Source organism: Kribbella sp. NPDC050470, from assembly GCF_044458365.1.
Taxonomy (GTDB): Bacteria; Actinomycetota; Actinomycetes; order Propionibacteriales; family Kribbellaceae; genus Kribbella.
The window spans coordinates 232976-254552 of sequence record NZ_JBITHV010000007.1 but is presented as its reverse complement, the minus strand read 5'-3'; the positions used below and the strand labels follow the sequence as shown (position 1 = coordinate 254552).

22 protein-coding genes are annotated in these 21577 nt (G+C 69.2%); 16 read left to right on the top strand and 6 right to left on the bottom strand.

Going from position 1 to position 21577, the window contains the following annotated elements; all coding sequences use genetic code 11:
• Positions 1-16: 16 nt before the first annotated feature.
• From ACIBGM_RS22245 to ACIBGM_RS22220, 6 genes are all read left to right on the top strand, one after another.
• Entirely contained in the window at positions 17-670 is a 654-nt protein-coding gene (locus ACIBGM_RS22245) for a 50S ribosomal protein L25/general stress protein Ctc (protein WP_360536947.1), read from the top strand.
• 40 nt (positions 671-710) lie between these two features.
• On the top strand, positions 711-1286 hold the full coding sequence (gene pth, locus ACIBGM_RS22240; protein WP_360536949.1) for an aminoacyl-tRNA hydrolase: 576 nt from the start codon (positions 711-713) through the stop codon (positions 1284-1286).
• Entirely contained in the window at positions 1283-4909 is a 3627-nt protein-coding gene (gene mfd / locus ACIBGM_RS22235; RefSeq protein ID WP_396386630.1) for a transcription-repair coupling factor, read from the top strand. Before pth ends, mfd begins: the two co-directional genes overlap by 4 nt.
• 29 nt (positions 4910-4938) lie before the next feature.
• Positions 4939-5559 carry a hypothetical protein gene (locus ACIBGM_RS22230; RefSeq protein ID WP_360536953.1) on the top strand — a complete coding sequence of 207 codons (621 nt, stop codon included), beginning with the start codon at positions 4939-4941 and terminating at the stop codon, positions 5557-5559.
• A 9-nt stretch (positions 5560-5568) separates the two neighbouring features.
• A complete protein-coding gene (locus ACIBGM_RS22225) occupies positions 5569-6564 on the top strand; it encodes a MazG family protein (RefSeq protein ID WP_396386629.1) in 996 nt (331 codons plus the stop codon).
• Between the two features lie 151 nt (positions 6565-6715).
• Positions 6716-7555, top strand: a complete 840-nt coding sequence (locus tag ACIBGM_RS22220) for a phosphotransferase enzyme family protein (protein ID WP_396386628.1) — start codon at positions 6716-6718, stop codon at positions 7553-7555.
• Here the strand turns inward: ACIBGM_RS22220 and ACIBGM_RS22215 are convergent.
• Positions 7472-7987: a hypothetical protein gene (locus tag ACIBGM_RS22215; protein WP_396386627.1), complete on the bottom strand. Its 516-nt coding sequence runs from the start codon at positions 7985-7987 to the stop codon at positions 7472-7474. The two genes, ACIBGM_RS22220 and ACIBGM_RS22215, sit on opposite strands and share 84 nt — an antisense overlap.
• 69 nt (positions 7988-8056) lie before the next feature.
• On the opposite strand from ACIBGM_RS22215, the gene ACIBGM_RS22210 reads away from it, so the two are divergent.
• The 6 genes from ACIBGM_RS22210 to ACIBGM_RS22185 all read left to right on the top strand — a co-directional run bounded on the left by ACIBGM_RS22210 (position 8057) and on the right by ACIBGM_RS22185 (position 12873).
• Positions 8057-8899: a LysR substrate-binding domain-containing protein gene (locus ACIBGM_RS22210; RefSeq protein ID WP_396386626.1), complete on the top strand. Its 843-nt coding sequence runs from the start codon at positions 8057-8059 to the stop codon at positions 8897-8899.
• On the top strand, positions 8896-9435 hold the full coding sequence (locus ACIBGM_RS22205) for an RNA 2'-phosphotransferase (RefSeq protein WP_396386625.1): 540 nt from the start codon (positions 8896-8898) through the stop codon (positions 9433-9435). The genes ACIBGM_RS22210 and ACIBGM_RS22205 overlap by 4 nt, the downstream gene beginning before the upstream one ends.
• 79 nt (positions 9436-9514) lie before the next feature.
• Positions 9515-10795: a phosphopyruvate hydratase gene (gene eno, locus ACIBGM_RS22200; protein ID WP_396386624.1), complete on the top strand. Its 1281-nt coding sequence runs from the start codon at positions 9515-9517 to the stop codon at positions 10793-10795.
• A gap of 6 nt (positions 10796-10801) precedes the next feature.
• Entirely contained in the window at positions 10802-11407 is a 606-nt protein-coding gene (locus ACIBGM_RS22195; RefSeq protein ID WP_396386623.1) for a septum formation initiator family protein, read from the top strand.
• Entirely contained in the window at positions 11404-11904 is a 501-nt protein-coding gene (locus tag ACIBGM_RS22190; RefSeq protein ID WP_396386622.1) for a DUF501 domain-containing protein, read from the top strand. Before ACIBGM_RS22195 ends, ACIBGM_RS22190 begins: the two co-directional genes overlap by 4 nt.
• A gap of 63 nt (positions 11905-11967) precedes the next feature.
• A complete protein-coding gene (locus tag ACIBGM_RS22185) occupies positions 11968-12873 on the top strand; it encodes an exopolyphosphatase (RefSeq protein ID WP_396386621.1) in 906 nt (301 codons plus the stop codon).
• Between the two features lie 96 nt (positions 12874-12969).
• Here ACIBGM_RS22185 and ACIBGM_RS22180 read toward each other — a convergent pair whose 3' ends face one another.
• Complete coding sequence (locus ACIBGM_RS22180) at positions 12970-13539, bottom strand: helix-turn-helix domain-containing protein (RefSeq protein WP_360536971.1); 570 nt, start codon at positions 13537-13539, stop codon at positions 12970-12972.
• Positions 13540-13668: 129 nt separating this feature from the next.
• Between ACIBGM_RS22180 and ACIBGM_RS22175 the strand changes: the two genes are divergently transcribed.
• Complete coding sequence (locus ACIBGM_RS22175) at positions 13669-15105, top strand: MFS transporter (RefSeq protein ID WP_396386620.1); 1437 nt, start codon at positions 13669-13671, stop codon at positions 15103-15105.
• Here ACIBGM_RS22175 and ACIBGM_RS22170 read toward each other — a convergent pair.
• Positions 15085-15606 carry a flavoprotein gene (locus ACIBGM_RS22170; protein ID WP_396386619.1) on the bottom strand — a complete coding sequence of 174 codons (522 nt, stop codon included), beginning with the start codon at positions 15604-15606 and terminating at the stop codon, positions 15085-15087. The two genes, ACIBGM_RS22175 and ACIBGM_RS22170, sit on opposite strands and share 21 nt — an antisense overlap.
• A 17-nt stretch (positions 15607-15623) precedes the next feature.
• On the opposite strand from ACIBGM_RS22170, the gene ACIBGM_RS22165 reads away from it, so the two are divergent.
• On the top strand, positions 15624-16445 hold the full coding sequence (locus ACIBGM_RS22165) for a uracil-DNA glycosylase (protein ID WP_396386618.1): 822 nt from the start codon (positions 15624-15626) through the stop codon (positions 16443-16445).
• 26 nt (positions 16446-16471) lie between these two features.
• Here ACIBGM_RS22165 and ACIBGM_RS22160 read toward each other — a convergent pair whose 3' ends face one another.
• A complete protein-coding gene (locus tag ACIBGM_RS22160) occupies positions 16472-17425 on the bottom strand; it encodes a cyclase family protein (protein ID WP_396386617.1) in 954 nt (317 codons plus the stop codon).
• 194 nt (positions 17426-17619) lie between these two features.
• On the opposite strand from ACIBGM_RS22160, the gene ACIBGM_RS22155 reads away from it, so the two are divergent.
• Together ACIBGM_RS22155 and ACIBGM_RS22150 are read left to right on the top strand one after the other, a co-directional pair.
• Positions 17620-19047 (top strand): cytochrome bc complex cytochrome b subunit, encoded by a 1428-nt coding sequence (locus ACIBGM_RS22155; RefSeq protein ID WP_396386616.1) that lies wholly within the window; start codon positions 17620-17622, stop codon positions 19045-19047.
• 73 nt (positions 19048-19120) lie between these two features.
• The gene (locus tag ACIBGM_RS22150) at positions 19121-19576 is read left to right on the top strand and encodes a hypothetical protein (protein ID WP_360536983.1); all 456 of its coding nucleotides are present in this window, start codon (positions 19121-19123) and stop codon (positions 19574-19576) included.
• 844 nt (positions 19577-20420) lie between these two features.
• Here ACIBGM_RS22150 and ACIBGM_RS22145 read toward each other — a convergent pair.
• Together ACIBGM_RS22145 and ACIBGM_RS22140 are read right to left on the bottom strand one after the other, a co-directional pair.
• Positions 20421-20834, bottom strand: a complete 414-nt coding sequence (locus ACIBGM_RS22145; protein ID WP_360536985.1) for a DUF6086 family protein — start codon at positions 20832-20834, stop codon at positions 20421-20423.
• Positions 20831-21466 carry a hypothetical protein gene (locus ACIBGM_RS22140; RefSeq protein ID WP_396386615.1) on the bottom strand — a complete coding sequence of 212 codons (636 nt, stop codon included), beginning with the start codon at positions 21464-21466 and terminating at the stop codon, positions 20831-20833. The genes ACIBGM_RS22145 and ACIBGM_RS22140 overlap by 4 nt, the downstream gene beginning before the upstream one ends.
• Positions 21467-21577 lie beyond the last annotated feature (111 nt).

The following is a 21577-nucleotide window of genomic DNA, read 5'->3' as shown; positions in this document are numbered from 1 at the left end:
CTGAGGAGTCCATCTCGTGGCCGAGGTCAAGATCCAAGCCGAATCGCGCACGGAGTTCGGCAAGGGTGCTGCCCGCCGAATCCGCCGGGACAACAAGGTTCCCGCAGTCCTGTACGGCCACGGCAGTGACCCGGTGCACATCACGCTGCCCGGCCACGACACCATGCTGGCCCTGAAGACCGCCAACGCCCTGCTGCTGATCGAGGTCGCCGGCGGCGAGAGCCACCTGGCGCTGCCGAAGCAGGTCCAGCGCGACCCGCTGAAGGGCTTCATCGAGCACGTCGACCTGGTGATCGTGAAGCGCGGCGAGAAGGTCCAGGTGGAGGTCGCGGTGCACCTCGAGGGCGAGGCCGTCAGCGAGACTCTGGTCGTCACCGAGCACGCCACCGTGCTGGTCGAGGCCGAGGCCACCCACATCCCGGAGAGCATCACCGTGTCGATCGAGGGCCTCGAGGTCGGCGCCCAGATCCACGCCTCCGACCTGTCCCTGCCGAGCGGCACCACGCTGGTCACCGAGCCGGACACCCTGATCGTGAACGTGACGGCCCAGCAGACCGCCGAGCAGCTCGAGGCCGAGCTGGCCGGCGCCGAGGCCGAGGCCGGCATCGAGAAGGAAGAGAAGACCGAGGAGGCTCCGGCCGAGGAGCCGGTGGCCGCCGCCGCGGAGTAGTCTCCTCAGCGCAGCAGAACCTTCAGGAGGGCCGGGATCCGTGGCGGACGACGTGTGGTTGGTCGTCGGACTGGGGAATCCCGGCCCTTCCTACGCCCGCACCCGGCACAACGTCGGCCACCTGGTCGCCGACGAGCTGGCCGCCCGGGCCGGCGGCAAGTGGAAGCAGCACAAGCAGGTCCGGGCCGAGGTGATCGAGACCCGGATCAGCGGGATCCGGACCGTGCTGGCCAAGCCGCGCTCGTACATGAACGAGTCCGGCGGCCCGGTGTCCGGGCTGCTGAAGTTCTTCAAGGTCGAGCCCACCGGCCTGGTCGTGGTGCACGACGAGCTGGACATCGACTTCGGCGTACTGCGGGCCAAGTTCGGCGGGGGCGACAACGGCCACAACGGGCTGAAGTCGCTGCGGAAATCGCTTGGCACCGGTGAGTACTATCGAGTCCGGTTCGGTGTGGGTCGTCCACCGGGCCGGCAGAACCCCGCCGACTTCGTCCTGAACGAGTTCTCCTCGACCGAGCGCAAGGACCTTCCTTTCGCCGTCGACCGGACCGCGGACGCGGTCGAGTCACTGCTCACCGACGGCCTGGAAGCAACCCAAGGGAAGTACAACTCGTGAAACTGGGCGGCCTCGTCGACACCCTGGTCACCGATCCGGTGGTGGCCGAGGCCGTTCGCGATGCCAAGACCGACACCGTCACTGCGCTCGACCTGAGCGCCCCGGGCCCGATCCGCCCGGTCCTGCTCGCGGCGCTGGCCGCTGAGCAGAACGGCGCCGATCGACCGGTGCTCGCGGTCACCGCGACGTTCCGCGAGGCGGAGGAGCTCACCGAGGCCCTGCAGTGCCTGGTAGACCCCGCCACCGTCGCGTACTACCCGGCCTGGGAGACGCTGCCGCACGAGCGGCTCTCGCCCCGGTCGGACACGGTCGGCCGGCGGCTAGCCGTACTGCGCCGTCTGGTGCATCCGGACCCGTCGGACGAGACGACCGGGCCGATCAAGATCCTGGTCGCGCCGGTGCGGTCCGTGCTGCAGCCACAGGTCGCCGGTCTGGCCGACCTGAAGCCCGTCCAGCTGCATGTCGGCGACACGGTCGAGCTGGAGGAGGTCGTCGAGGCGCTGGCCGGGGCGGCATACCACCGGGTCGACCTGGTGGAGCGGCGCGGTGAGTTCGCGGTCCGCGGCGGCATCATCGACGTGTTCCCGCCGACCGAGGAGCACCCGCTGCGGGTCGACTTCTTCGGCGACGACGTCGAGGAGGTTCGGTACTTCGCGGTCGCCGACCAGCGCTCGCTGGAGATCGCCGAGCACGGCCTGTGGGCCCCGCCGTGCCGCGAGCTGCTGCTGACCGACCAGGTCCGGTCGCGGGCCGCCGTACTGGCGAAGGAGCACCCGGAGCTCGCCGAGCTGTTCGAGAAGCTGGCTGAGGGGCATGCCGTCGAGGGCATGGAGTCGCTGGCGCCGGTGCTGGTCGACGAGATGGAGCTGCTGGTCGACCTGATGCCAGCCGGCACACATGTCGTCGTCAGCGATCCGGAGCGGGTGCGGGCGCGTGCACATGACCTGGTTGCGACCAGCCAGGAGTTCCTGGAGGCGTCCTGGGCGGCTGCTGCCGGTGGTGGCGAGGCGCCGATCGACCTGGGCGCGGCGGCGTACATGTCACTCGGCGATGTCCGGTCGCATGCGCTGAGCAACGGCCTGGCCTGGTGGAGCATGTCGCCGTTCGCGGCCGCGCCCACCGACGGCCCGGAGTTGCGGGACTCGATGGGCGAGCGGGTCGCGTTCGACATCGACACCGAGGCCGGTGCGGTCCGTAGCCGGGCCATCGAGGCGCACGAGGTCGACCCGTACCGCGGTGAGACCTCGGCTGCCGTCGAGGACATCCGCGGCTGGTTGCGGGACGGCTGGCGCGTCGTCTGCGTCACCGAGGGCCACGGTCCGGCGCAACGTCTGGCCGAGGTGTTCTCCGAGGCTGAGCTGCCGGCCCGTGCGGTCGAGGGCATCGAGGAGATCCCCGAGCCGGGCGTCGTCCTGATCTCGCAGGGCCAGCTCGACCACGGGTTCATTGCCGACGGCATCAAGCTCGCGGTGCTCACCGAGAACGACCTGGCCGGTCAGCGGTCGGCGGCCGAACGGCGTTCGCAGCAACGGATGCCGAGCCGGCGGAAGAAGACCATCGACCCGCTCGAGCTGCAGCCCGGCGACTTCGTCGTGCACGAGCAGCACGGTGTCGGCCGGTACGTCGAGATGATGCAGCGGACCGTCGGCTCCGGCGCCCAGAAAGCCACCCGCGAGTACGTCGTCATCGAGTTCGCCCCGAGCAAGCGCGGCCAGCCCGGCGACCGGCTGTACGTGCCGACCGACCAGCTCGACCAGGTCACCCGCTACGTCGGCGGCGAGCAGCCCACCCTGGACAAGATGGGCGGCGCCGACTGGGCCAAGCGCAAGGGCCGCGCCCGCAAGGCGGTCCGGCAGATCGCCGGCGAGCTGATCAAGCTGTACGCCGCCCGCCAGGCGACCAAGGGGCACGCGTTCGCGGTCGACACCCCGTGGCAGCGCGAGCTCGAGGATGCGTTCCCGTTCGTGGAGACGCCGGACCAGCTGGCCACCATCGACGACGTGAAGCGCGATATGGAGCGCGTCATCCCGATGGACCGGATCGTCTGCGGCGACGTCGGCTACGGCAAGACTGAGATCGCCGTCCGGGCCGCCTTCAAGGCCGTGCAGGACGGCAAGCAGGTCGCCGTACTGGTGCCGACGACGCTGCTGGTGCAGCAGCACTACGCGACCTTCGCCGAGCGGTACGCCGCCTTCCCGGTGAACGTGGCGCCGCTGTCGCGGTTCCAGACCGACAAGGAGGCCAAGGCCGCGCTGGACGGGCTGGCCGACGGCACCGTGGACGTCGTGATCGGCACCCACCGGCTGCTGTCCGGCGAGATGCAGTTCAAGGACCTCGGCCTGGTGATCGTCGACGAGGAGCAGCGGTTCGGCGTCGAGCACAAGGAGCAGCTGAAGCGGTTGCGGACGGCGGTCGACGTACTGACCATGTCGGCGACGCCGATCCCGCGGACGCTGGAGATGTCGATCACCGGCATCCGGGAGATGTCCACGATCGCCACCCCGCCGGAGGAGCGGCACCCGGTGCTGACCTTCGTCGGCGCGTACGAGGAAGGCCAGATCACCGCCGCGATCCGGCGCGAGCTGCTCCGCGAGGGCCAGGTCTTCGTCGTCCACAACCGGGTGAACACGATCGAGAAGGCGGCCGCCCGGATCCGCCAGCTGGTCCCCGAGGCGCGGGTCAGCGTCGCGCACGGCCAGATGAACGAGCACACCCTCGAGCAGGTCATCCAGGACTTCTGGGAGAAGCGCTCCGACGTGATCGTCTGTACGACGATCGTCGAGTCCGGCATCGACATCTCGAACGCGAACACGATGATCGTCGAGCGCTCCGACCTGCTCGGGCTGTCCCAGCTGCACCAGCTCCGCGGCCGGGTCGGCCGGGGCCGCGAGCGCGCGTACGCGTACTTCTTCTTCCCGCCGGAGAAGCCGCTGACCGAGACCGCCCACGACCGGCTGGCCACTATCGCCCAGCATGCGGACCTCGGCGGCGGCATGGCGGTCGCGATGAAGGACCTGGAGATCCGCGGCGCCGGCAACCTGCTCGGCGGCGAGCAGTCCGGGCACATCGCCGACGTCGGCTTCGACCTGTACGTCCGGCTGGTCGGCGAGGCGGTCGCGGAGTACCGCGGCGACACCCAGGCCGAGGAGCCCGAGGTCAAGATCGAGCTGCCGGTCGACGCGCACCTGCCGCACGACTACATCCCGTCGCAGCGGCTGCGGCTGGAGATGTACCAGCGGCTGGCCGCCGTACGTGACGATGACGGCATCGCCGAGCTGGTCGAGGAGCTGCACGACCGGTACGGCGACATCCCGCAGCCGGTGCTGAACCTGATCGAGGTGGCGAAGTTCCGCACCCACGCCCGCCGGGCGGGGCTGCACGACGTGACGCTGCAGGGCAATCTGATCCGGTTCGGGCCGGTCGAGCTGCCCGACTCGAAGGTGCTGCGGCTGAACAGGCTGTACCCGAAGAGTCTGGTCAAGCCGCAACTGCGTACCATCCTGGTGCCGAGACCTGCCACCCGGCCGGTCGCCGGCCAGCCGCTCCGCGACCAGGAGCTGCTGCAGTGGTGCACCCGGCTGATCGACGACGTGATCGCCGAGCCGGTCGGGGCCTCGGTGTAGGTTCGACGGACAAGACGAGGAGACTTTCGGTGAGCAGAGGGCGACGGCTTCGGGCCATCGGTGCGGCAGTGGCGTCGGTGCTGCTGGTCGGCGGCTGCGCGGCGGGGACGCACCCGGGTGCGGCGGCCGTGGTCGGCGAGACCGAGATCACCGTCGGCGACGTCGACGAGACCTCGCGTGCGGTCAGCTCTGCGCTCGGGCAGCAGTTCAGCACCGCGGTCGCGCTGAGCGAGCTCGTGAACAACGCGCTGGTGTCGCAGGTCAGCGAGCAGCGGTCGATCACCGTGAGCGACGCCGAGACGGCCGAGGCGGCCAAGCTGGTGGTCAACGACCCGACCGCGTTCGCCAAGTTCGAGGCGGACCCGGTGGCGCGCGGCTTCCTGCACGAGGTGGCCGCGTCCGCGGTCGCCACCATCAAGCTGGGCGGCGGCAGCGGCGTCAAGGACCCGAACGTGCAGCAGGCGCAGCAGGCCGGGATCCAGCTGGTCAAGGAAGCCTCCAAGGACGTGAACGTCGAGATCTCGCCGCGCTTCGGCCAATGGACCGACGGCGCGATCGACAACAAGATCTCCGGCTCGCTGTCCGAGGAGTCCGCCCAGGCCAAGGCCAAGCGCGAAGCCGCCGAGAACGCCCAGCAGGGCCAGGGCTGAGGCCCCTGCATGCCTGGTGACACGGGCGGCGCGATCAAGGTCGTCCTGACCAGCCCCCGAGTGGCCCCAGGCCTCCTCACCCGCGCCGCCTGGCAAGCCTTCGCATCCGCTGACGCAGTCGGCGCCGCCGGTGCCGGTACGCTGCGGCCGGATGTGCAGGCCTTGGTGGGCTCTGGCGTTGTCGTCACGCAGGTTGACGGTGGAGTTGCAGAGCACTGGGCCTGGCTCTCGGCAGCGGCCGGGCAGGGTCGCCAGGTTGCCTGGCTGGTGGGGGAGGACGGCGAGCCCGGGCTCCTGCGGGTGGTGGCCGACCAGGTGAGTCGTGAGCCGCGGCCGTCGTACGACGTGGAGATCCTGCACGGCTCGTACGACGTACCGGGCGCGCGGCTGATCGACCTCGTGCGGGTGATGGACCGGCTGCGGCGCAACTGCCCGTGGGACCAGGAGCAGACCCACGAGAGCCTGGCGAAGTACCTGCTCGAGGAGACCTACGAGACCCTCGAAGCGATCGACACCGGCGACCGCGACCACCTCCGCGAGGAGCTCGGCGACCTTCTCCTGCAGGTCGCGTTCCACTCCCGCATCGCCGAGGAACACCCCGACGAGGGCTACTCCATCGACGACGTCGCTGCCGACATCGTCGAAAAGCTCGTCCGCCGCCACCCGCACGTCTTCGGCACAGTCGATGCGGCCGACGCCGCTGCCGTCGAAGCCAACTGGGAAACCATCAAGGCCGCCGAGAAGCAGCGCTCCTCGGTCCTCGAAGGCATCCCGCTGGCGCTCCCGGCACTCGCCCTCGCCGACAAGGTCCTCGGCCGCGCCGCCAAACTCCTCCCCGCCGACGCCGAGCCCACCGAGCCGACCACCGACGCCGACCGGATCGGCGCGCAGCTCCTGGAGCTCGTCCGCGAGGCGCGCACGCTCGGCGTCGACGCCGAACAGGCCCTCCGCACCACCGTCCACCACCTCGCCGACGACATCCGCACCACCGAATCCGCCGGCTGAGGCGGAGTGCCGGACGCCCAGGCCATCACAATCGGCCGCGCTGGCCGGCCGCGTGCGGGGCCTGGGGTCCCCGCCCGCCTGTTGTGATGGGCTGGCGGTCCGCGCCTAAAACCGGGTGCGCTGCTGCCGGGGCGCTGGCAGGGTGACGCCGGTGGACATCGCGCAGCTTCTGCAGGACCGCTGGGGTCTGGCCGCAACTCACTTCGAGGCGCTGACGGGTGGCATGAACTCGGCGGCTTGGTCCGCCGCGGTCGACGGCCGCCGGGTCGTGCTGAAATCGGTCGATGCCGGCGATGGCGCGTTCGCACCCGGCCTGGAGCTGGCTGCGCGGCTCAGTGACGCCGGGCTGGTGACAGGTCGGCCGCTGCCGAGCGACGCCGGCCGACTGGTCGAGCGCGTTGACGGTCGGCAGATCGGGTTGCTGGAGTTCGTGGACGGGGAGCCACTGACCCAGGCCGATGCGAGCGCCGTCGGCGATCTGCTGGGACGTGTGCACGGAATGTCCCGTGAGCCCGCGGGCGAGCTGGAGGACTGGCTCCAACTGGTGACGCAGCTCGATCCGTGGCTGGACCTCGAGCCCTGGATCCGGCCGGCCGTGGAAGGCGCGCTGGACGGCGTACGGCGGCTCGGGGCGTTGACGTGGGCCTGGTTGCACGGGGATCCGGCGCCGGAGGCGTTCCTGCGGCAGGGGGACGGGACCGTCGGGCTGATCGACTGGGGCTCGGCGATGCACGGGCCGGTGCTGTACGACCTCGCCTCGGCCGTCATGTACGTCGGCGGGCCGGCTGTCGTCGTTCCGGCGTACCTGGAGGAGCGGCCGGAGTTGCGGGACGAGGTCGCGGGCGGGCTGGACGCGTTCCTGCAGGTGCGGTATGCCGTGCAGGCCGGGTACTTCGCGTGGCGGTGTTCAAACGACGTCCGGACCGGGATCGCCGACCCGGCCGAGAACCGCAAGGGGCTCGACGACGCCCGCCGCGCCTTCGGAGCCTAGGTCGCGCCGGATCGCCTCCTCGGTGGCACGCCAGTTCTTGAACAGGTAGCGGTGCGGCACCACCGGGGTGATGGCGGCGATCACGTCCGGCTTGTCGTCGACGAAGTGCGTGATGCCGAGCTCGGCGCAGTGGATCGCCTTCTGCGGTCGCTGCAGGCAGAAGCGGACGTTGCCCTCGGCAATCCCGGTCCGCTCGAAGAACCGGTGGTGCCGCAACCACTCCAGCGACCGCTGCTGCACCCTCGGCCCGCACTTCGAGACCAGCCACGCGTCCTCGAACGACGGCACCAGCCGCGCGATCGCCTCGAAAGCCCCCGGTACGGCGGGGGTCCGCAGCATGGCCACGGTGTCGCCGGAGAAGAACGACGTGTCACCGGCGCCGTGGGATCCGTCGATGATCACCCGGCCGATGTCGATTCCCCATCTGTTCATGTCACCAGGCTGACCGCGGTAACTCTTCAGCAGAACTAGTAATCACTCCGCCAGCTATAGTTTCTGCCAATGGAACTCGTCGCGGAGGATCTGGAAGCGTTCGCGGTGTTCGCGCAGCACCGCAACTTCACCCGCGCCGCCGAGGAACTGCACGTCAGCCAGCCCGCGCTGCACACCCGCATCCGCAAACTCGAGGGACGTTTGGGACGGCCGCTCTACGCCAAGCAGGGCCGGCTGCTTCGCCTGACCGAGGCCGGGGAGCGGCTCGCCGCGTTCGCCAACGAGACGCGCGACCGCGCCGCCGACTTCCTCACCACCCTGGACGCCGCTCCGCCGCGACCGCTCGTCCTGATCGCGGGATCGGGGAGTTACCTGTACCTGCTCGGCGATCCAGTCCGGCGATACCTGGCCCGGGGCCGCGAGTTGCGACTGCGCACCGGCGATGCCGGCGAGACGCTCCGAGCGGTGCGCGAAGGCACAGCGGACCTCGGAGTCACCGCGCTCACCGTGCCGCCGGACGACCTCGAGTGCACACTGCTGGCGCAGTACCCGCAGACCCTGATCACGCGGGCCGATCACCGCCTGGCCGACCGGCGGAGCGTGCGGTTGAAGGATCTGCAGGACGAGGCGCTCGTCGTACCGCCGAAGGGGCGTCCGCATCGGCAGCAGTTGGAGCGGAGCATGCTGGACCAAGGCATCCGGTGGTCCGTCGCGGTGGAGGCGGAGGGGTGGGAACTGCTGGTCCACTTCGTCCGTCTAGGAGTGGGTCCGGCCGTGGTCAACGGGTCGGTCAAGGTGTCGAGCGCCGTACGGAAGATCCCGGTGAAGGACCTGCCGCCGGTGCGGTACTACATCGTGACGCGCGACGACGTGGGGGAGCGGGTGGAGGAGCTGAAGGGGATGTTGGTGTGAGCAGGGACAGCCGGAGGATCTCCAGGCTGCTCAGGCACACAGCAGGTGAGCGCGGCCTCACGATGAGTGCGGACGGGTGGGCCTCGATCGGGGAGGTCCTGAAGGTGCTGGCGATGGATCGGCCAGCCCTCGACGCGGCCGTCGAGCAGAACGACAAGCAGCGGCTGCAGGTCGACGGGGAGCTGATCCGGGCCTGTCAGGGGCACTCGCTGGACGGGATGCCGGTGACACGTGAAGCCTTGGAGAACAGTTGGGAACGGGTCCACCCCGACCACCTGCTCTGGCACGGGACGACGTACCAGGCATTGGACGGGATCAAGGCGCACGGGCTGCTGCCGGGACGGCGTACGCATGTCCATTTGGCACCGTCCAAGAACAGCCACGTCGGCAGGCGGTCAGCTGTGGAAGTCTTGCTGGGTGTGGATCCAGGTGATTTGGCCGTCTATCGGGCTCCCAACGGAGTGTTACTGACGCGCTTCGTGCCACCTGATGCGATCGTGGAGGCCGACCCTGACCGGGGCGGTGGGGTGGGCTAGCGAGGACACAGTCCACCCTGCCCGCTGGTCTGCCAGCTAGGCTCAGAACCGATTCGTCATCGAGAACTTGGGAGTCAATGTGGCCACCATCGAGGCCGTCGGCGCCCGCGAGATCCTCGACTCGCGCGGCAACCCCACTGTCGAGGTCGAGGTGCTCCTCGACGACGACACCGTCGCCCGGGCCGCAGTGCCGTCGGGCGCGTCCACCGGCCAGTTCGAGGCCGTCGAGCTCCGTGACGGCGACAAGGCCCGGTACGGCGGCAAGGGTGTCCAGAAGGCCGTCACGGCCATCCTGGAGGACATCGACAAGGAGATCGTCGGGTACGACGTCCACGAGCAGCGGCTGATCGACCAGGCCCTCCTCGACCTGGACGGCACCCCGAACAAGGCCAAGCTGGGCGCGAACGCCATCCTCGGCGTCAGCCTCGCCGTCGCCAAGGCGGCCGCGGACTCGACCGGCCTGCCGCTGTTCCGCTACGTCGGCGGCCCGAACGCGCACGTCCTGCCGGTGCCGATGATGAACATCCTCAACGGCGGCGCCCACGCGGACAGCAACGTCGACGTGCAGGAGTTCATGATCGCCCCGATCGGCGCGCCGACGTACGCCGAGGCCGTCATGCAGGGCGCGGGCGTCTACCACGCGCTGAAGGCGGTGCTGAAGGAGCGCGGCCTGTCCACCGGCCTCGGTGACGAGGGCGGTTTCGCGCCGAACCTGGCCAGCAACCGGGACGCGCTGGACCTGATCGTGATCGCGATCGAGAAGGCCGGCCTGCAGCTGGGCACCGACATCGCGCTGGCGATGGACGTGGCCGCGAGCGAGTTCCACACCGACGGCGTCTACGCGTTCGAGGGCGGCAAGAAGTCGGCCGACGAGATGATCGCGTATTACGCCGACCTGGTCGCGTCGTACCCGATCGTCTCGATCGAGGACCCGCTGAACGAGGAGGACTGGGACGGCTGGAAGGCCATCACCGCCGAGCTCGGCGCCAAGACACAGCTGGTCGGCGACGACCTGTTCGTCACCAACGTCGAGCGGCTGCAGCGCGGCATCACCGAGAAGGCGGCGAACTCGCTGCTGGTCAAGGTGAACCAGATCGGCTCGCTGACCGAGACCCTGGACGCGGTGGACCTGGCCCACCGCAGCGGCTTCACCTGCATGATGAGCCACCGCTCCGGCGAGACCGAGGACACCACCATCGCCGACCTCGCGGTCGCGACGAACTGCGGCCAGATCAAGTCCGGCGCCCCGGCCCGGTCCGACCGGACCGCGAAGTACAACCAGCTGCTCCGGATCGAGGAGGAGCTCGACGACGCGGCGAAGTACGCCGGCCGCTCGGCCTTCCCGCGGTTCAAGGGCTGACCTGACGTGCCGCCCCGTCGGGAATCCGGTTCGCGCCCCGGCTCGCGTCCGTCGAGCCGGACCCAGTCGCGTCCACCGGCCCGGCGGGGCGACCAGCCCAAACGCCGTACGACGGGAACCACGCCCGGCCCGCCCCGCACCCGCGGCTCCCGCAATCTCACCGGCCGGGCGGCTGTCGTGCTGCTCGTGCTCGGTGCGCTGATCGTGTCGTACGCGCAGAGCCTGCGGGTGTGGTTCGACCAGCACCAGCAGATCACCGCGCTGCAGCAGGAGATCCGCGACCGGGAGAAGCGAGTCGCCGAGCTGAACGACGAGATCGCCCGCTGGGACGATGACGCCTACGTGAAGGCGCAGGCGCGGCAGCGGCTCGGCTGGGTGATGCCGGGCGAGGTCGGCTACCGGGTGATCGGCGCCGACGGCAAGCCGGTCGGCGCGCCGCCGGAGCCCGCGACACCCTCGGACGGTTCGACGGAAGCCGAGCAGCCGACCTGGTACACCAAGCTGTGGGGGAGCGTCGAAGGCGCCGGCAAACCCACGACCCCGGTGAAGCCGACCCCGGCCAAGCCGACCCCGAAACCCATCCTCACCCCGTCGCCGAAGGCAACCCGTTGAGCGTCAGCCCAGAAGACAGCGTCGGCCCGGAGGACATCGAGGCGATCGGCAGGCAGCTCGGCCGGACCCCGCGGGGGATCCGCTCGATCGCTCACCGCTGCACCTGCGGCCTCCCCGACGTCGTCGAAACCGAGCCCCGGCTGCCGGACGGCACGCCCTTCCCCACCACGTACTACGTGACGTGCCCGCGCCTCGCCTCCGCCATCGGCACCCTCGAGGCCGAGGGCCTGATGAAGCAGATGACCGACCGCCTGGCCGAGGATCCTGAACTCGCGGCGGCCTACCGCGCGGCCCACGACTCCTACCTCGCCCACCGCGAATCCATCGAGCACGTAGCAGAAATCGCCGGCATCTCCGCCGGCGGCATGCCCACCCGGGTCAAGTGCCTCCACGTCCTGGCCGGCCACTCCCTGGCCACCGGCCCCGGCACCAACCCCCTGGGCGACGAAACCCTGCAAGCCCTGGACGACTGGGGCCACCGAGGCCCCTGTGTCTGACAACCCCTCGCCGGCCCCCACCCCCGCTGGCCCTGCCTTCTTCTCGCCCCCGCAGGGGGCGGTGTGATGCGGGTTGCGGCGGTTGACTGTGGCACCAACTCGATCCGCCTGTTGCTTGCGGACCTCGTCGACGGGCGGCTTCGCGAGGTGGATCGGCGGATGACCATCGTGCGGCTCGGGCAAGGCGTGGATGCGACCGGAGCGTTTGCCCCGGAGGCTCTGGAGCGGGTGTTCGCGGCTGCTGACGAGTTCGCTGGAGTGATTCAGGCGGCGGGGGTCGTGCGGACTCGGTTCGTGGCGACGTCGGCGGCGCGGGACGTGAGCAACCGGGACGAGTTCTTCGGGGGCATCTCCGCGCGCTTCGGCGTCGAGCCCGACATCATTTCGGGCGCCGAGGAAGCCGAGCTCACCTTCCGCGGCGCGACCGAAGCACTCGACGTCCCCGGCCCGTACCTGGTGGCCGACATCGGTGGCGGATCCACAGAACTGGTCCTCGGCAACACCACCGGCGTCATCGCCGCCGAATCCCTCGACATCGGCTCCGTCCGCCTGACCGAACGCCACGTCAGTTCTGACCCGACAACCCCCGCCGAGCTGGCCGCCATCACCAAAGACGTCGACGCCCTCCTCGACACCACCTCAGTGCCGATCAACCAGGCCCGGACCCTGGTAGGCGTCGCCGGCACCGTCACCACAGTCGCCGCCGTCGCCTTCCACCTCCCCGAGTACGACCGATCGCGTATCCACCACGCCCGCATCTCCGGAGCCGACCTCCGCGCCACCACGGCCTGGCTGACGAACTCCACCCGCGCCGAGCGCTCCGCCGTACGGTCGATTCATCCCGGCCGGGTAGACGTAATCGGCGCCGGAGCGCTCATCCTGCAGCGGCTCTACGACCGGATGGCCGTCGACGAGGTCCTGGTCTCCGAGCACGACATCCTGGACGGCGTCGCGCTCTCCATCGGCTGAGCCGGACCGCCAGGCCATCACAATGCGCCGATTCTCGCGTCGCGCAGCGCGCGTGCGCCCAGCTGGCCTGATTGTGATGGCCTGGGCGTCCGCAGGTCAGCGGACGCGGATCCCGTCCAGCGCGATCGCCAGCACCCGGTCGCGCTGGGCCTCGTCGACGAAACTGCCCGCGGTCAGGCCGCTGACCATCCGGAGTACGTCGTCGAAGTTCACGTCGGCGCGGGCGTCGCCGGACTTCTGCGCCTGCTCGAACAACGGCGTCCCGGCCGCGTACATCGCCTCCCGAGCGGCCTTGAAGCTCTCCGACTCGCGGTTCAACGACTCCCAGATCGCCCGCTTGGTGGCGGCGTACCCGACGAACCGGCGCAGCCACGTGGTCAGCGCCTCCCACGGCGGCAGGCCCGCGACCTCCTCCGCCGCGATGCACAACTCCTCGATCTCGCCGAAGTAGACCGCGTTCAGCAGGTCCTGCCGGGTCGGGAAGTTGCGGTAGAGCGTGCCGATGCCGACGCCGGCCTGGCGCGCGATCTCCTCGAGCGACGCCTCGACGCCCTTGGCCGCGAACGCGTCCCGGGCGGCGGCGAGCAGCGCGTCGAAGTTCCGCCGCGCGTCGGCCCGCTGCGGCCGCCGTACGTCGACCTGCAACGCCGGCCTGGTCTGATCCACACTTCACCCTATCGACTTGGAACCGGAGGTACGCCTCCGTTATAGTGGAGGCATACCTCGACTTTACCAGGCCGGGGACTTCGCACGCCGCGCTTGCGGCGGACTCCTACCTCTTTGAAGGACTTCTGCATGCCCAGAATCGTGCGCAGAAATGGCACTTCAACGCGACTCACGCTGGCGGTGCTGGCCACCGTCGTGGCCGCGTTCTCGATGTTGCAGTCGCTGGTCACCCCGGCCCTCCCGGTCATCCAGCACGACCTGGGTACGACGGCGAGCACCGTCACCTGGGTATTCACCGCACTGCTCCTGTCGGTCTCGGTGGCGACCCCACTGCTCGGCCGGATCGGTGACATGGCCGGCAAGGAACGCACCCTGCTGATCGCGCTGGCTGCGCTCGCGGTCGGCTGTCTGATCGCCGCGGTCGCCCCGAACATCGGCGTACTGATCGCAGGCCGGGTGGTGCAGGGCCTGGGCGGGGCGGCGTTCCCGTTGGCGTTCGGCATCATCCGGGACGAGTTCCCGGCCGAGCGCGTGCCGTCGGTGGTCGGCGTACTGTCCGCCGTCATCGCGGTCGGCGGCGGGCTCGGGATCGTGCTGGCCGGCCCGATCGTCGAGGCGCTCGGGTGGCGCTGGCTGTTCTGGATCCCGCTGGTCGTGATCACCGTGGCCGGCGTGCTCGTTCGCTTCTACATCCCGAAGTCGCCGCATCGCGTCCCGGGCCGGATCGACTGGCTGGCGGCCGTGTTGCTCTCGGGTTGGCTGGTCGCGCTACTGCTGCCGCTGAGCGCGGGCAGGTCGTGGGGCTGGAGCTCATTGTCGACAATCGGATTGTTTGCGGCGGCCGCCGTACTGCTCGTTGCCTGGATCACCGTGGAGGTCCGGTCGCGGAACCCGTTGATCGACATGCGGATGATGCGGCTGCCGGCGGTCTGGACGACGAACCTGGTGGCGCTGCTGTTCGGCGCGGCGATGTTCGCGGTGTACGCGTTCGTGCCGCAGTTCATGCAGATCCCGACGGACGCCGGATTCGGGTTCGGGTCGAGTGTGACCCAGGCCGGGCTGCTGATGCTGCCGATGCTGGTGACGATGGCGATCAGCGGTTCGCTGAGCGGGCCGATCGCGCCGTGGTTCAGCGTCAAGGCGCAGGTCGTGTGGGGGTCGGCGCTCAGCCTGGTCGCGTCCGTGGCCTTCGCCGAGTTCCACGACAGGCCGTGGCAGGTGGCGCTGTCGACCGCGCTGTTCGGCCTCGGGCTGGGGTTGGCCTACGCGTCGATGACCAGCCTGATCGTGCAGAACGTGCCGCGGGAGCAGACCGGTGCCGCGACCGGCATGAACGCCAACATCCGCACCATCGGCGGCTCGATCGGTACGGCGATCGCCAGCTCGATCATCACGGGTCACGTGCAGACCAGCGGCCTGCCCGCCGAGTCCGGCTTCACCGACACCTTCCTGCTCCTGGCCGGCTTCTGCGCCGTCGCCGTACTGCTGGCTCTCGCAATCCCGGCCGCCCGCCGGGCCCAGCACGCTGCCCCCGCCGAGCCCGCGCTAGAGGAGCTTGTCAGCTGACTCGAGAATGCGGTCCCAGGGCAACGATCGCCCATCCTCGGACCGCGGCTCGACCAACTCCCACTCGACCAGGACGACGCCCGCCGACCTGAGGGCGTCCAAGTGACCGGCCCACGCGGGATGCCTCGCGTGGGCCGCGTTCACCTTGGGGAAGACGACCATCGGCGTACTGCCCAGCCCTTCGCACAGCACGGTCAGCGCCTGGTTGTCCCCGATCCCGAGCGCCAGCTTGGCGACTGTGTTTGCACTTGCCGGCGCGGCAATGAACAGGTCGGCCAGGGGATGCGGCCGAGGCTCGTCCGGCCGCCGGGGCTGCGACCGCACCGGCAGCCCGGTGATCCGCTCCAGCTCCCGCCTCTCAGCCGGTGCCAACCAGTCAGCTGCGGTTGGTGTCAGCGTCACCGCTGCTTGGTGGCCTCGGGCGATCAACGGCTGGACGAGGCGCTCGCGCAGCTGTTCGACTCCGCCGGCTGCCGATGCGACGACTCCTATGACGCTCATGTCTTTAGTCTGAGGGGATGAAGCTGCCGCATCCGTTGACGGGTGAGTTGTTCGAGAGCCCGGTCCCGCCCGGTACGGGGTGGCCGGAGGATCCCGCCGTACGACGTACTCCGGTGGCTCTGGACGCTGCCGACGTACTGCGCCTCGCGGAGACCGACGAGCTGGGGGAGCTCGAGGCACGCGTGTCCGTGTGCCGTGCCTGCTCGCGACTGGTCGAGTGGCGGGAGGAAGTTGCCTTAGGCAAGCGGAAGTCGTTCGAAGATCAGCCCTACTGGGGTCGCCCGATCGCCGGCTGGGGCGCCGCCGAGCCGCGGATCCTGATCGCCGGCCTCGCTCCGGCGGCGCACGGCGGCAACCGTACCGGCCGGGTCTTCACCGGCGACCGCTCCGGCGACTGGCTGTTCGCCGCCCTCCACCGCGTCGGCCTCGCCAACCAAGCCACCAGCGAACACGCCGGCGACGGCCTCCACCTCATCGCGACCCGCATGATCGCCGCCGTCCGCTGCGCCCCACCCGCCAACAAACCCACCCCCACCGAACGCGACACCTGCGCCCCCTGGTTCCGCCGCGAACTCCAACTGGCCCTTCCCACCACCCGAGCCATCATCTGCCTGGGCAAGTTCGGCTACGACGCCCTCCTGACCGCCCTGGCGGCAACCGGCCTCCCCGTCCCCAAACCCCGCCCACCTTTCGGCCACGCAGTAGAACACCAGATCGGCCCACTCACCGTCCTGGGCTGCTACCACCCCAGCCAGCAAAACACCTTCACCGGCAAACTAACCGCCCCCATGCTCGACGCAGTCCTCACCCGAGCAAAATCCATTGCCGACCTCACCTGACGGCCCGAGTGGTGCGCGGCATGCGGTCAGAAGGTGGCGATCGGGTTGACCGGGCTCCCGGACGTGCCGGCGAAGCGGACCGGTGCGACTGTGAGGTGGAAGTCCCACTGGTCGAGCTCGGCAGCCGTTGCCGCGCACGCCTCCAGGTCGCAGTTGTCGAGCAGCCATAGACCCATCGCAACGAGACTCACGGCGTGGACCGGCATCAACACGTCGTCGTACCCGGACGGCTGAACGTCCTGGGGAGTGTCAGCGCCGATCAGCGCGACCTCCCGTTCATGGAGCCACGACAGGCAGGACGCGTGCCAGCCGGCCTGCGTGACGCCGCCGGCCGCACCGGCCTCGTGCCGGGCGCGACCGTAGCCGGTCCGCAGGAGTACCGCATCGCCGGATCGCACCCGCACGCCCTGGCGACGCTCTGCCTCCTCGAGATCCTCGGGGAACACACCCTGCCCCGGCTGCAGCCACGGCACATCGCGGACCTTCGCAACGTCCAGCAGGACACCACGCGTGTTGATCCCGTTCGCCGCCGCGGTGACGGCTGCCCACGATGATCCCGTCGCCGCGTCGACCATCGCGTGCGACCGCCCGTTGTACATCCTGCCGTCCCAGAAGAGGTGGCACGGCGAGTCGACGTGCGTGATCGTGTTGCCGTGGAACATGATGCCGAGCCGCTCGTTCGAGAAGCCCCAGCGCCGGTCGTTGCGGAAGAGGGCCGGCATGTTCTCGGCACCCGGCATGTCGGCGGCGCACGGGCACGTCGTCGTTGACCGCTCCATCTCGTCCGGTACGGCGACCTCCCACGCGCACGACACGCTCCTGCCGTGACGCACTGCCCGCGCCGCCGCCAGCCGGACGTCGTCGGTGATGTGGTTCAGCGTGCCGCGCTCGTCGTCGTCGCCCCACCGTCCCCAGTTCGACAGCGTGTCGAAGTACCCGAGCACGTCGTCCTGTGTAGGCATCGCTCGCTCTGCCGTCATCCCAGCATGGACTCCCTCAGTCACGAGGCGCGGTGCGACGCCCCTGTGCAGCCGTTGATCCTACGCACGGGGCAGGCCTGGGGCGGGCGTGACCGTGATGTGCGACACGGGGCGTCACAGGAGGGGTGGCTGCGGGGTCGTATTGATGACCGCGGATTGCGGCCGGCGTGGAGGAGGACCAGGGAGGTCGAGCCATGCACCGTCCATGGAGCAGCCTGCGAGCGAGAGTATTCCCCGACCATTGGTCGCTGTTGTTCGGCCAGATCGCCTTCTACAGCTTCGTCATGATCGTGCTCAGCGGCGTCTTCCTGACTGCGTACTACGAACCGTCGGTCGATCACGTTGTGTACGACGGACCGTACGCACCGCTGAACGGCGTCGGCATGTCCCGGGCACTCGACTCGACCATGGCGATCACCTTCGAGATCCGCGGCGGACTGCTGATCCGCCAGATCCACCACTGGTCCACGCTGATCATGGTGGCGGCGATCACGCTGCACTTGTTGCGGCTGTTCTTCACCGGCGGGTTCCGTCGGCCGCGGCGCCTGAACTGGCTCGTTGTCTTCGGGCTGCTCATCGTCACGCTGGGCGCGGCGCTCACCGGCACCTCACTGCCGGACGACATGGCGTCCGGCATGAGCCTCGCCGTACTCGATGGTGTTCTGCAGGCGACTCCGCTCGTCGGTACTGCCCTTTCGGCCCTGCTGTTCGGGGGAGACTTCCCAGGCAACGTGATCGCGTGGTTCTACCCGTTGCATGTCGTCGTCCTGCCCGCCGTACTGATCGGCCTCTTCGTTGCCGGAGCGGTCCTCGCGCTGAAGCGCCAGCCCGCGCAGCCCAGCGGACCCGGGCGAACGGAAGACAACGTCGTGGGACGCCCGGCGGCCGTGGCCGCGGTCAAGAGCATCGGCCTGTTCTGCTTCGTCGCAGGGGTCGCGATCCTGATGGCCGCGACGGCGACCATCAACCCGGTGTGGTTGTACGGTCCTGCGGACCCGGCGAACGCCTCGGCAGGCGTCGGCCCAGCGTGGTACCTCGCCTTCCTGGACGGCTCGCTCCGGCTGGCGCCAGGCTGGGAGTTCGTCTTGTGGGGCAAGACTTTCACCGTGGCCGTACTGCTGCCGGTCGCCATCTGCACGCTGTTCCTGGCGCTCGTCGCCTTCTACCCGTGGATCGAGGAACGCCTCACCGGCGACCGCAGGAATCACCACCTCCTGGAGCGCCCGCGCCACAACCCGACCCGAACCGGCATCGGCGTCGCCGGCATGACCTTCTACGGCGTTCTCTGGGCCGCGGCCGCAGCCGACACCATGGCCCTCCTCTTCCACCTCTCAGTCAACTCCCTCATCCACCTCTTCCAGATCCTCCTGATCCTCGGCCCACCCGCTGCCTTCCTGATCACCCGCCGAATCTGCCTGGGCCTCCAGGCAAGCGACGCCCAAATCGCAACCCACGGCATCGAAACCGGCCAGGTAGTCCGCCTCCCATCCGGCGGCTACATCGAAACCCACCGCCCTGTAGACCCCTACCGCCGCTGGCGCCTCCTGGGCCCATCCACGCAGAACCGCGCGTTGACCGCCCCCGCGCCGAGCGAAGAAGAGCCCGCCGAACGAAAGGCATGACGAGCGCGCTCAGCAGTCCTGTAGTGTCGCTCCGCGCTGGTGAGATTGCCGCCGAGCTAGTAGGGAGTCGTGCATGGGTGCGTCAGAGTGGAGATACTTCGTCCCTTACCAGGAGGACCTCAGCCAAGCCCTGCAGGACCTGCGGCAGCAGGTGTTCTCCAATCGCGACTACTGGTGGTACGGCGACAGCGAATACCTCTCGCCCGCCAACCGAACACCCCGGCCTGCACGCCTGGAAGACCTGTTCGAGGACGAGTACGTTCGCCAGGAGGGAACGCACTCCATCCTCGATATCCACCGAGTGGTCGACCCTGACCAACCGCGGGACTGGTACGACCAGGGCACGATCATCCCGGCCACCGCCGACGAGGTCCGAGCTGCCATCGGCACAGACCGACCAACCCGAGGTCACACCGCCGAGCTCGACGACAAGCTCCCCCGAGCCCGCTGGGTCGGCCGCTGCGCCACCCTCCACGACGACCACGGCACCCCCACCGAACTGACCTTCTGGGGCCACTCCGGCGACTAGCCGACCGTGCCGGCACCCCTCGTCGCTCCGCTTGTCTGGGCGTCCGCTCCCGCCCAACCGCGGCTTGCCAGCTTTCGGCCACGACAGCGGCCCCGCCGCTTGCGGTCCGCATGCCTTTCCGCTGCGACGTTCTACGTTGGATCTGACAGCCTTCGCGGCGATCCCCAGGGGGCGATCCAATGGACCCTGAAGACCAGGTCCCGGAGCCAACACCCGAATCACTCATGGCCACCAACAAGGGCACCATTACCTCAGCCGCACCAAACGTGACTTCTCCGCAGTAGCCATCACGCTCAGCTCCAAGGCCCCACAGACCACACTGGCGACGCTGATAGCACAAAGCCCGCACCCAATAGAGTTCCACGGCATCCTCGACATCACGTCTTTCCCCCGCCGGCCATGCTCCGAACGGGAATGCCCGCCGAGCTAGCGCTGACGATTACCTGTCAAAGGAGCGGGATCGCCCCGAAGCACGGACCGCGGCATGTCCGTGCGTTCGGCTTAGGAAGTCGTCCGTGCACGCCGCGCTCGGTGGCGCAGCGATTGGGGTCGAGCTGTCTGCTCTTCGAGCCCGAACAAAGCGCGCGTCATTTCTCGTGCAGGTAGCCTCTGCTCCAGCCACCCGAGCGCCAGATCGGCCCAGTAGTCAGAGGTTCCAAGCGCGTACGGGACGAGCTCGATGGGGTCGTACTCGCGATGGATCGCGGGGTCAAACTCTGTCTAGAGATCGACAAGATGCGGCAGCATCGGATCCTCGCGACTTGGCACGGAGTCAGTCTGTCAGCGATGCCGGTCTGAGATCGGCAGAGTCGCGCGATCAGCGGCATGAGACTGCGCTTGCCGCCTAGCGCGGCATGAAGCGGAGCATGGCATGCGCTCGCTGACGCAGGTCGTCCTCGGTTTCGGCAAAGGGTGCTTGCCCACGGCCAACCTGGACGTCGTGTTGATGGCCGACGAGGCCGGATGGCCGGACCTCGACACCAGCTCGCTCGGCGAGGGCAAGGACCGTGATGACGAACCCGTCCATCATCGCGCGGAGAATCTGGTGGTTCGAGGTTCCACGGTAGGTGAGGAGCGCCGCAGCGAACGTGCCGAATTGCTCCACATCGACTGCGCACGCGTCGGACTCCATTGGCCCCACGCCGGATGCCAATGACAGTTCGTCTTCGAACAGGCGGACCCGGGCGCGAAACACTCCGGACACCCCCGATGACGGGTTCCACAGCAGGATGTCACGAGCCCGGTAGTACTGGCTCATCCGACCGCCTCTTCGTTCACCCGAACGAGGATAGGTGCATCGCCGGCGTCCTGCCCCCTCGTTCGCCACGAGCTCGGAACGCGGCTGTGCGGACACTCGCGGCCTGGTGGACTCCCTATCTCGCAGAGGCGAGCCATTCGGTAGCGATCCAGACCAACGGTTGCGTACTCGTCCGCCAGGCCCGCAGCCGTGACACCAAGCCAGCGCAAGCCTGCGTTGATGGCCATATCGCGTCCGGAGCGGACGGCGGCATAGTGATCGGGCGCCTGTTCCCGGGGAGTCCTGGTGAACAGCGGGCCGAACGCGACCTCACCGTCTTGCCAGCCGACGGCGTCGTGAGTTCCTTCGCCTCCGTGGAACTCCATGTGAATGTAGAGAATCGGCCCGTGCGCTGACGCCTGGACCGCCTCTCCCGCACGGTCCTTCGTCAGATCGAGGAAGCCTGGCACCAGGTCCTTGTCCGTCGTCCGTTCCCCGAGTTCGGCTGCCGGTACGAAACACAGGCCGGGCACGTCGAGAGGAACGAGCACCCGCTCCTGATAGCCGGACCGCGGTGCCGCAAAGAGAACGAGTCCGTCGATCACACCACCCACGAACCAGAAGTCTGCCTGACCGCTGACAGCCTTCGCCATTGAGGGGCCTGCCGCACTTCAGTTGGCGACACTGGTCCGCCACGTGGTCTGCGGCAGTCGACGCGCGAATCGCGGCATGTGTGCGATCGAACCGTGTGCCTGTTGTCGTCG

What these genes read in the sequence shown, in the direction of transcription:
- ACIBGM_RS22225 (WP_396386629.1), top strand. Translation starts at nt 5,569, where the DNA reads ATGCCTGGTGACACGGGCGGCGCGATCAAGGTCGTCCTGACCAGCCCC.
- ACIBGM_RS22175 (WP_396386620.1), top strand. Translation starts at nt 13,669, where the DNA reads ATGCCCAGAATCGTGCGCAGAAATGGCACTTCAACGCGACTCACGCTG.
- ACIBGM_RS22150 (WP_360536983.1), top strand. Translation starts at nt 19,121, where the DNA reads ATGGGTGCGTCAGAGTGGAGATACTTCGTCCCTTACCAGGAGGACCTC.
- ACIBGM_RS22210 (WP_396386626.1), top strand. Translation starts at nt 8,057, where the DNA reads ATGGAACTCGTCGCGGAGGATCTGGAAGCGTTCGCGGTGTTCGCGCAG.
- ACIBGM_RS22155 (WP_396386616.1), top strand. Translation starts at nt 17,620, where the DNA reads ATGCACCGTCCATGGAGCAGCCTGCGAGCGAGAGTATTCCCCGACCAT.
- ACIBGM_RS22165 (WP_396386618.1), top strand. Translation starts at nt 15,624, where the DNA reads ATGAAGCTGCCGCATCCGTTGACGGGTGAGTTGTTCGAGAGCCCGGTC.
- ACIBGM_RS22170 (WP_396386619.1), bottom strand. Translation starts at nt 15,606, where the DNA reads ATGAGCGTCATAGGAGTCGTCGCATCGGCAGCCGGCGGAGTCGAACAG.
- ACIBGM_RS22215 (WP_396386627.1), bottom strand. Translation starts at nt 7,987, where the DNA reads ATGAACAGATGGGGAATCGACATCGGCCGGGTGATCATCGACGGATCC.
- ACIBGM_RS22160 (WP_396386617.1), bottom strand. Translation starts at nt 17,425, where the DNA reads ATGACGGCAGAGCGAGCGATGCCTACACAGGACGACGTGCTCGGGTAC.
- ACIBGM_RS22140 (WP_396386615.1), bottom strand. Translation starts at nt 21,466, where the DNA reads ATGGCGAAGGCTGTCAGCGGTCAGGCAGACTTCTGGTTCGTGGGTGGT.
- ACIBGM_RS22145 (WP_360536985.1), bottom strand. Translation starts at nt 20,834, where the DNA reads ATGAGCCAGTACTACCGGGCTCGTGACATCCTGCTGTGGAACCCGTCA.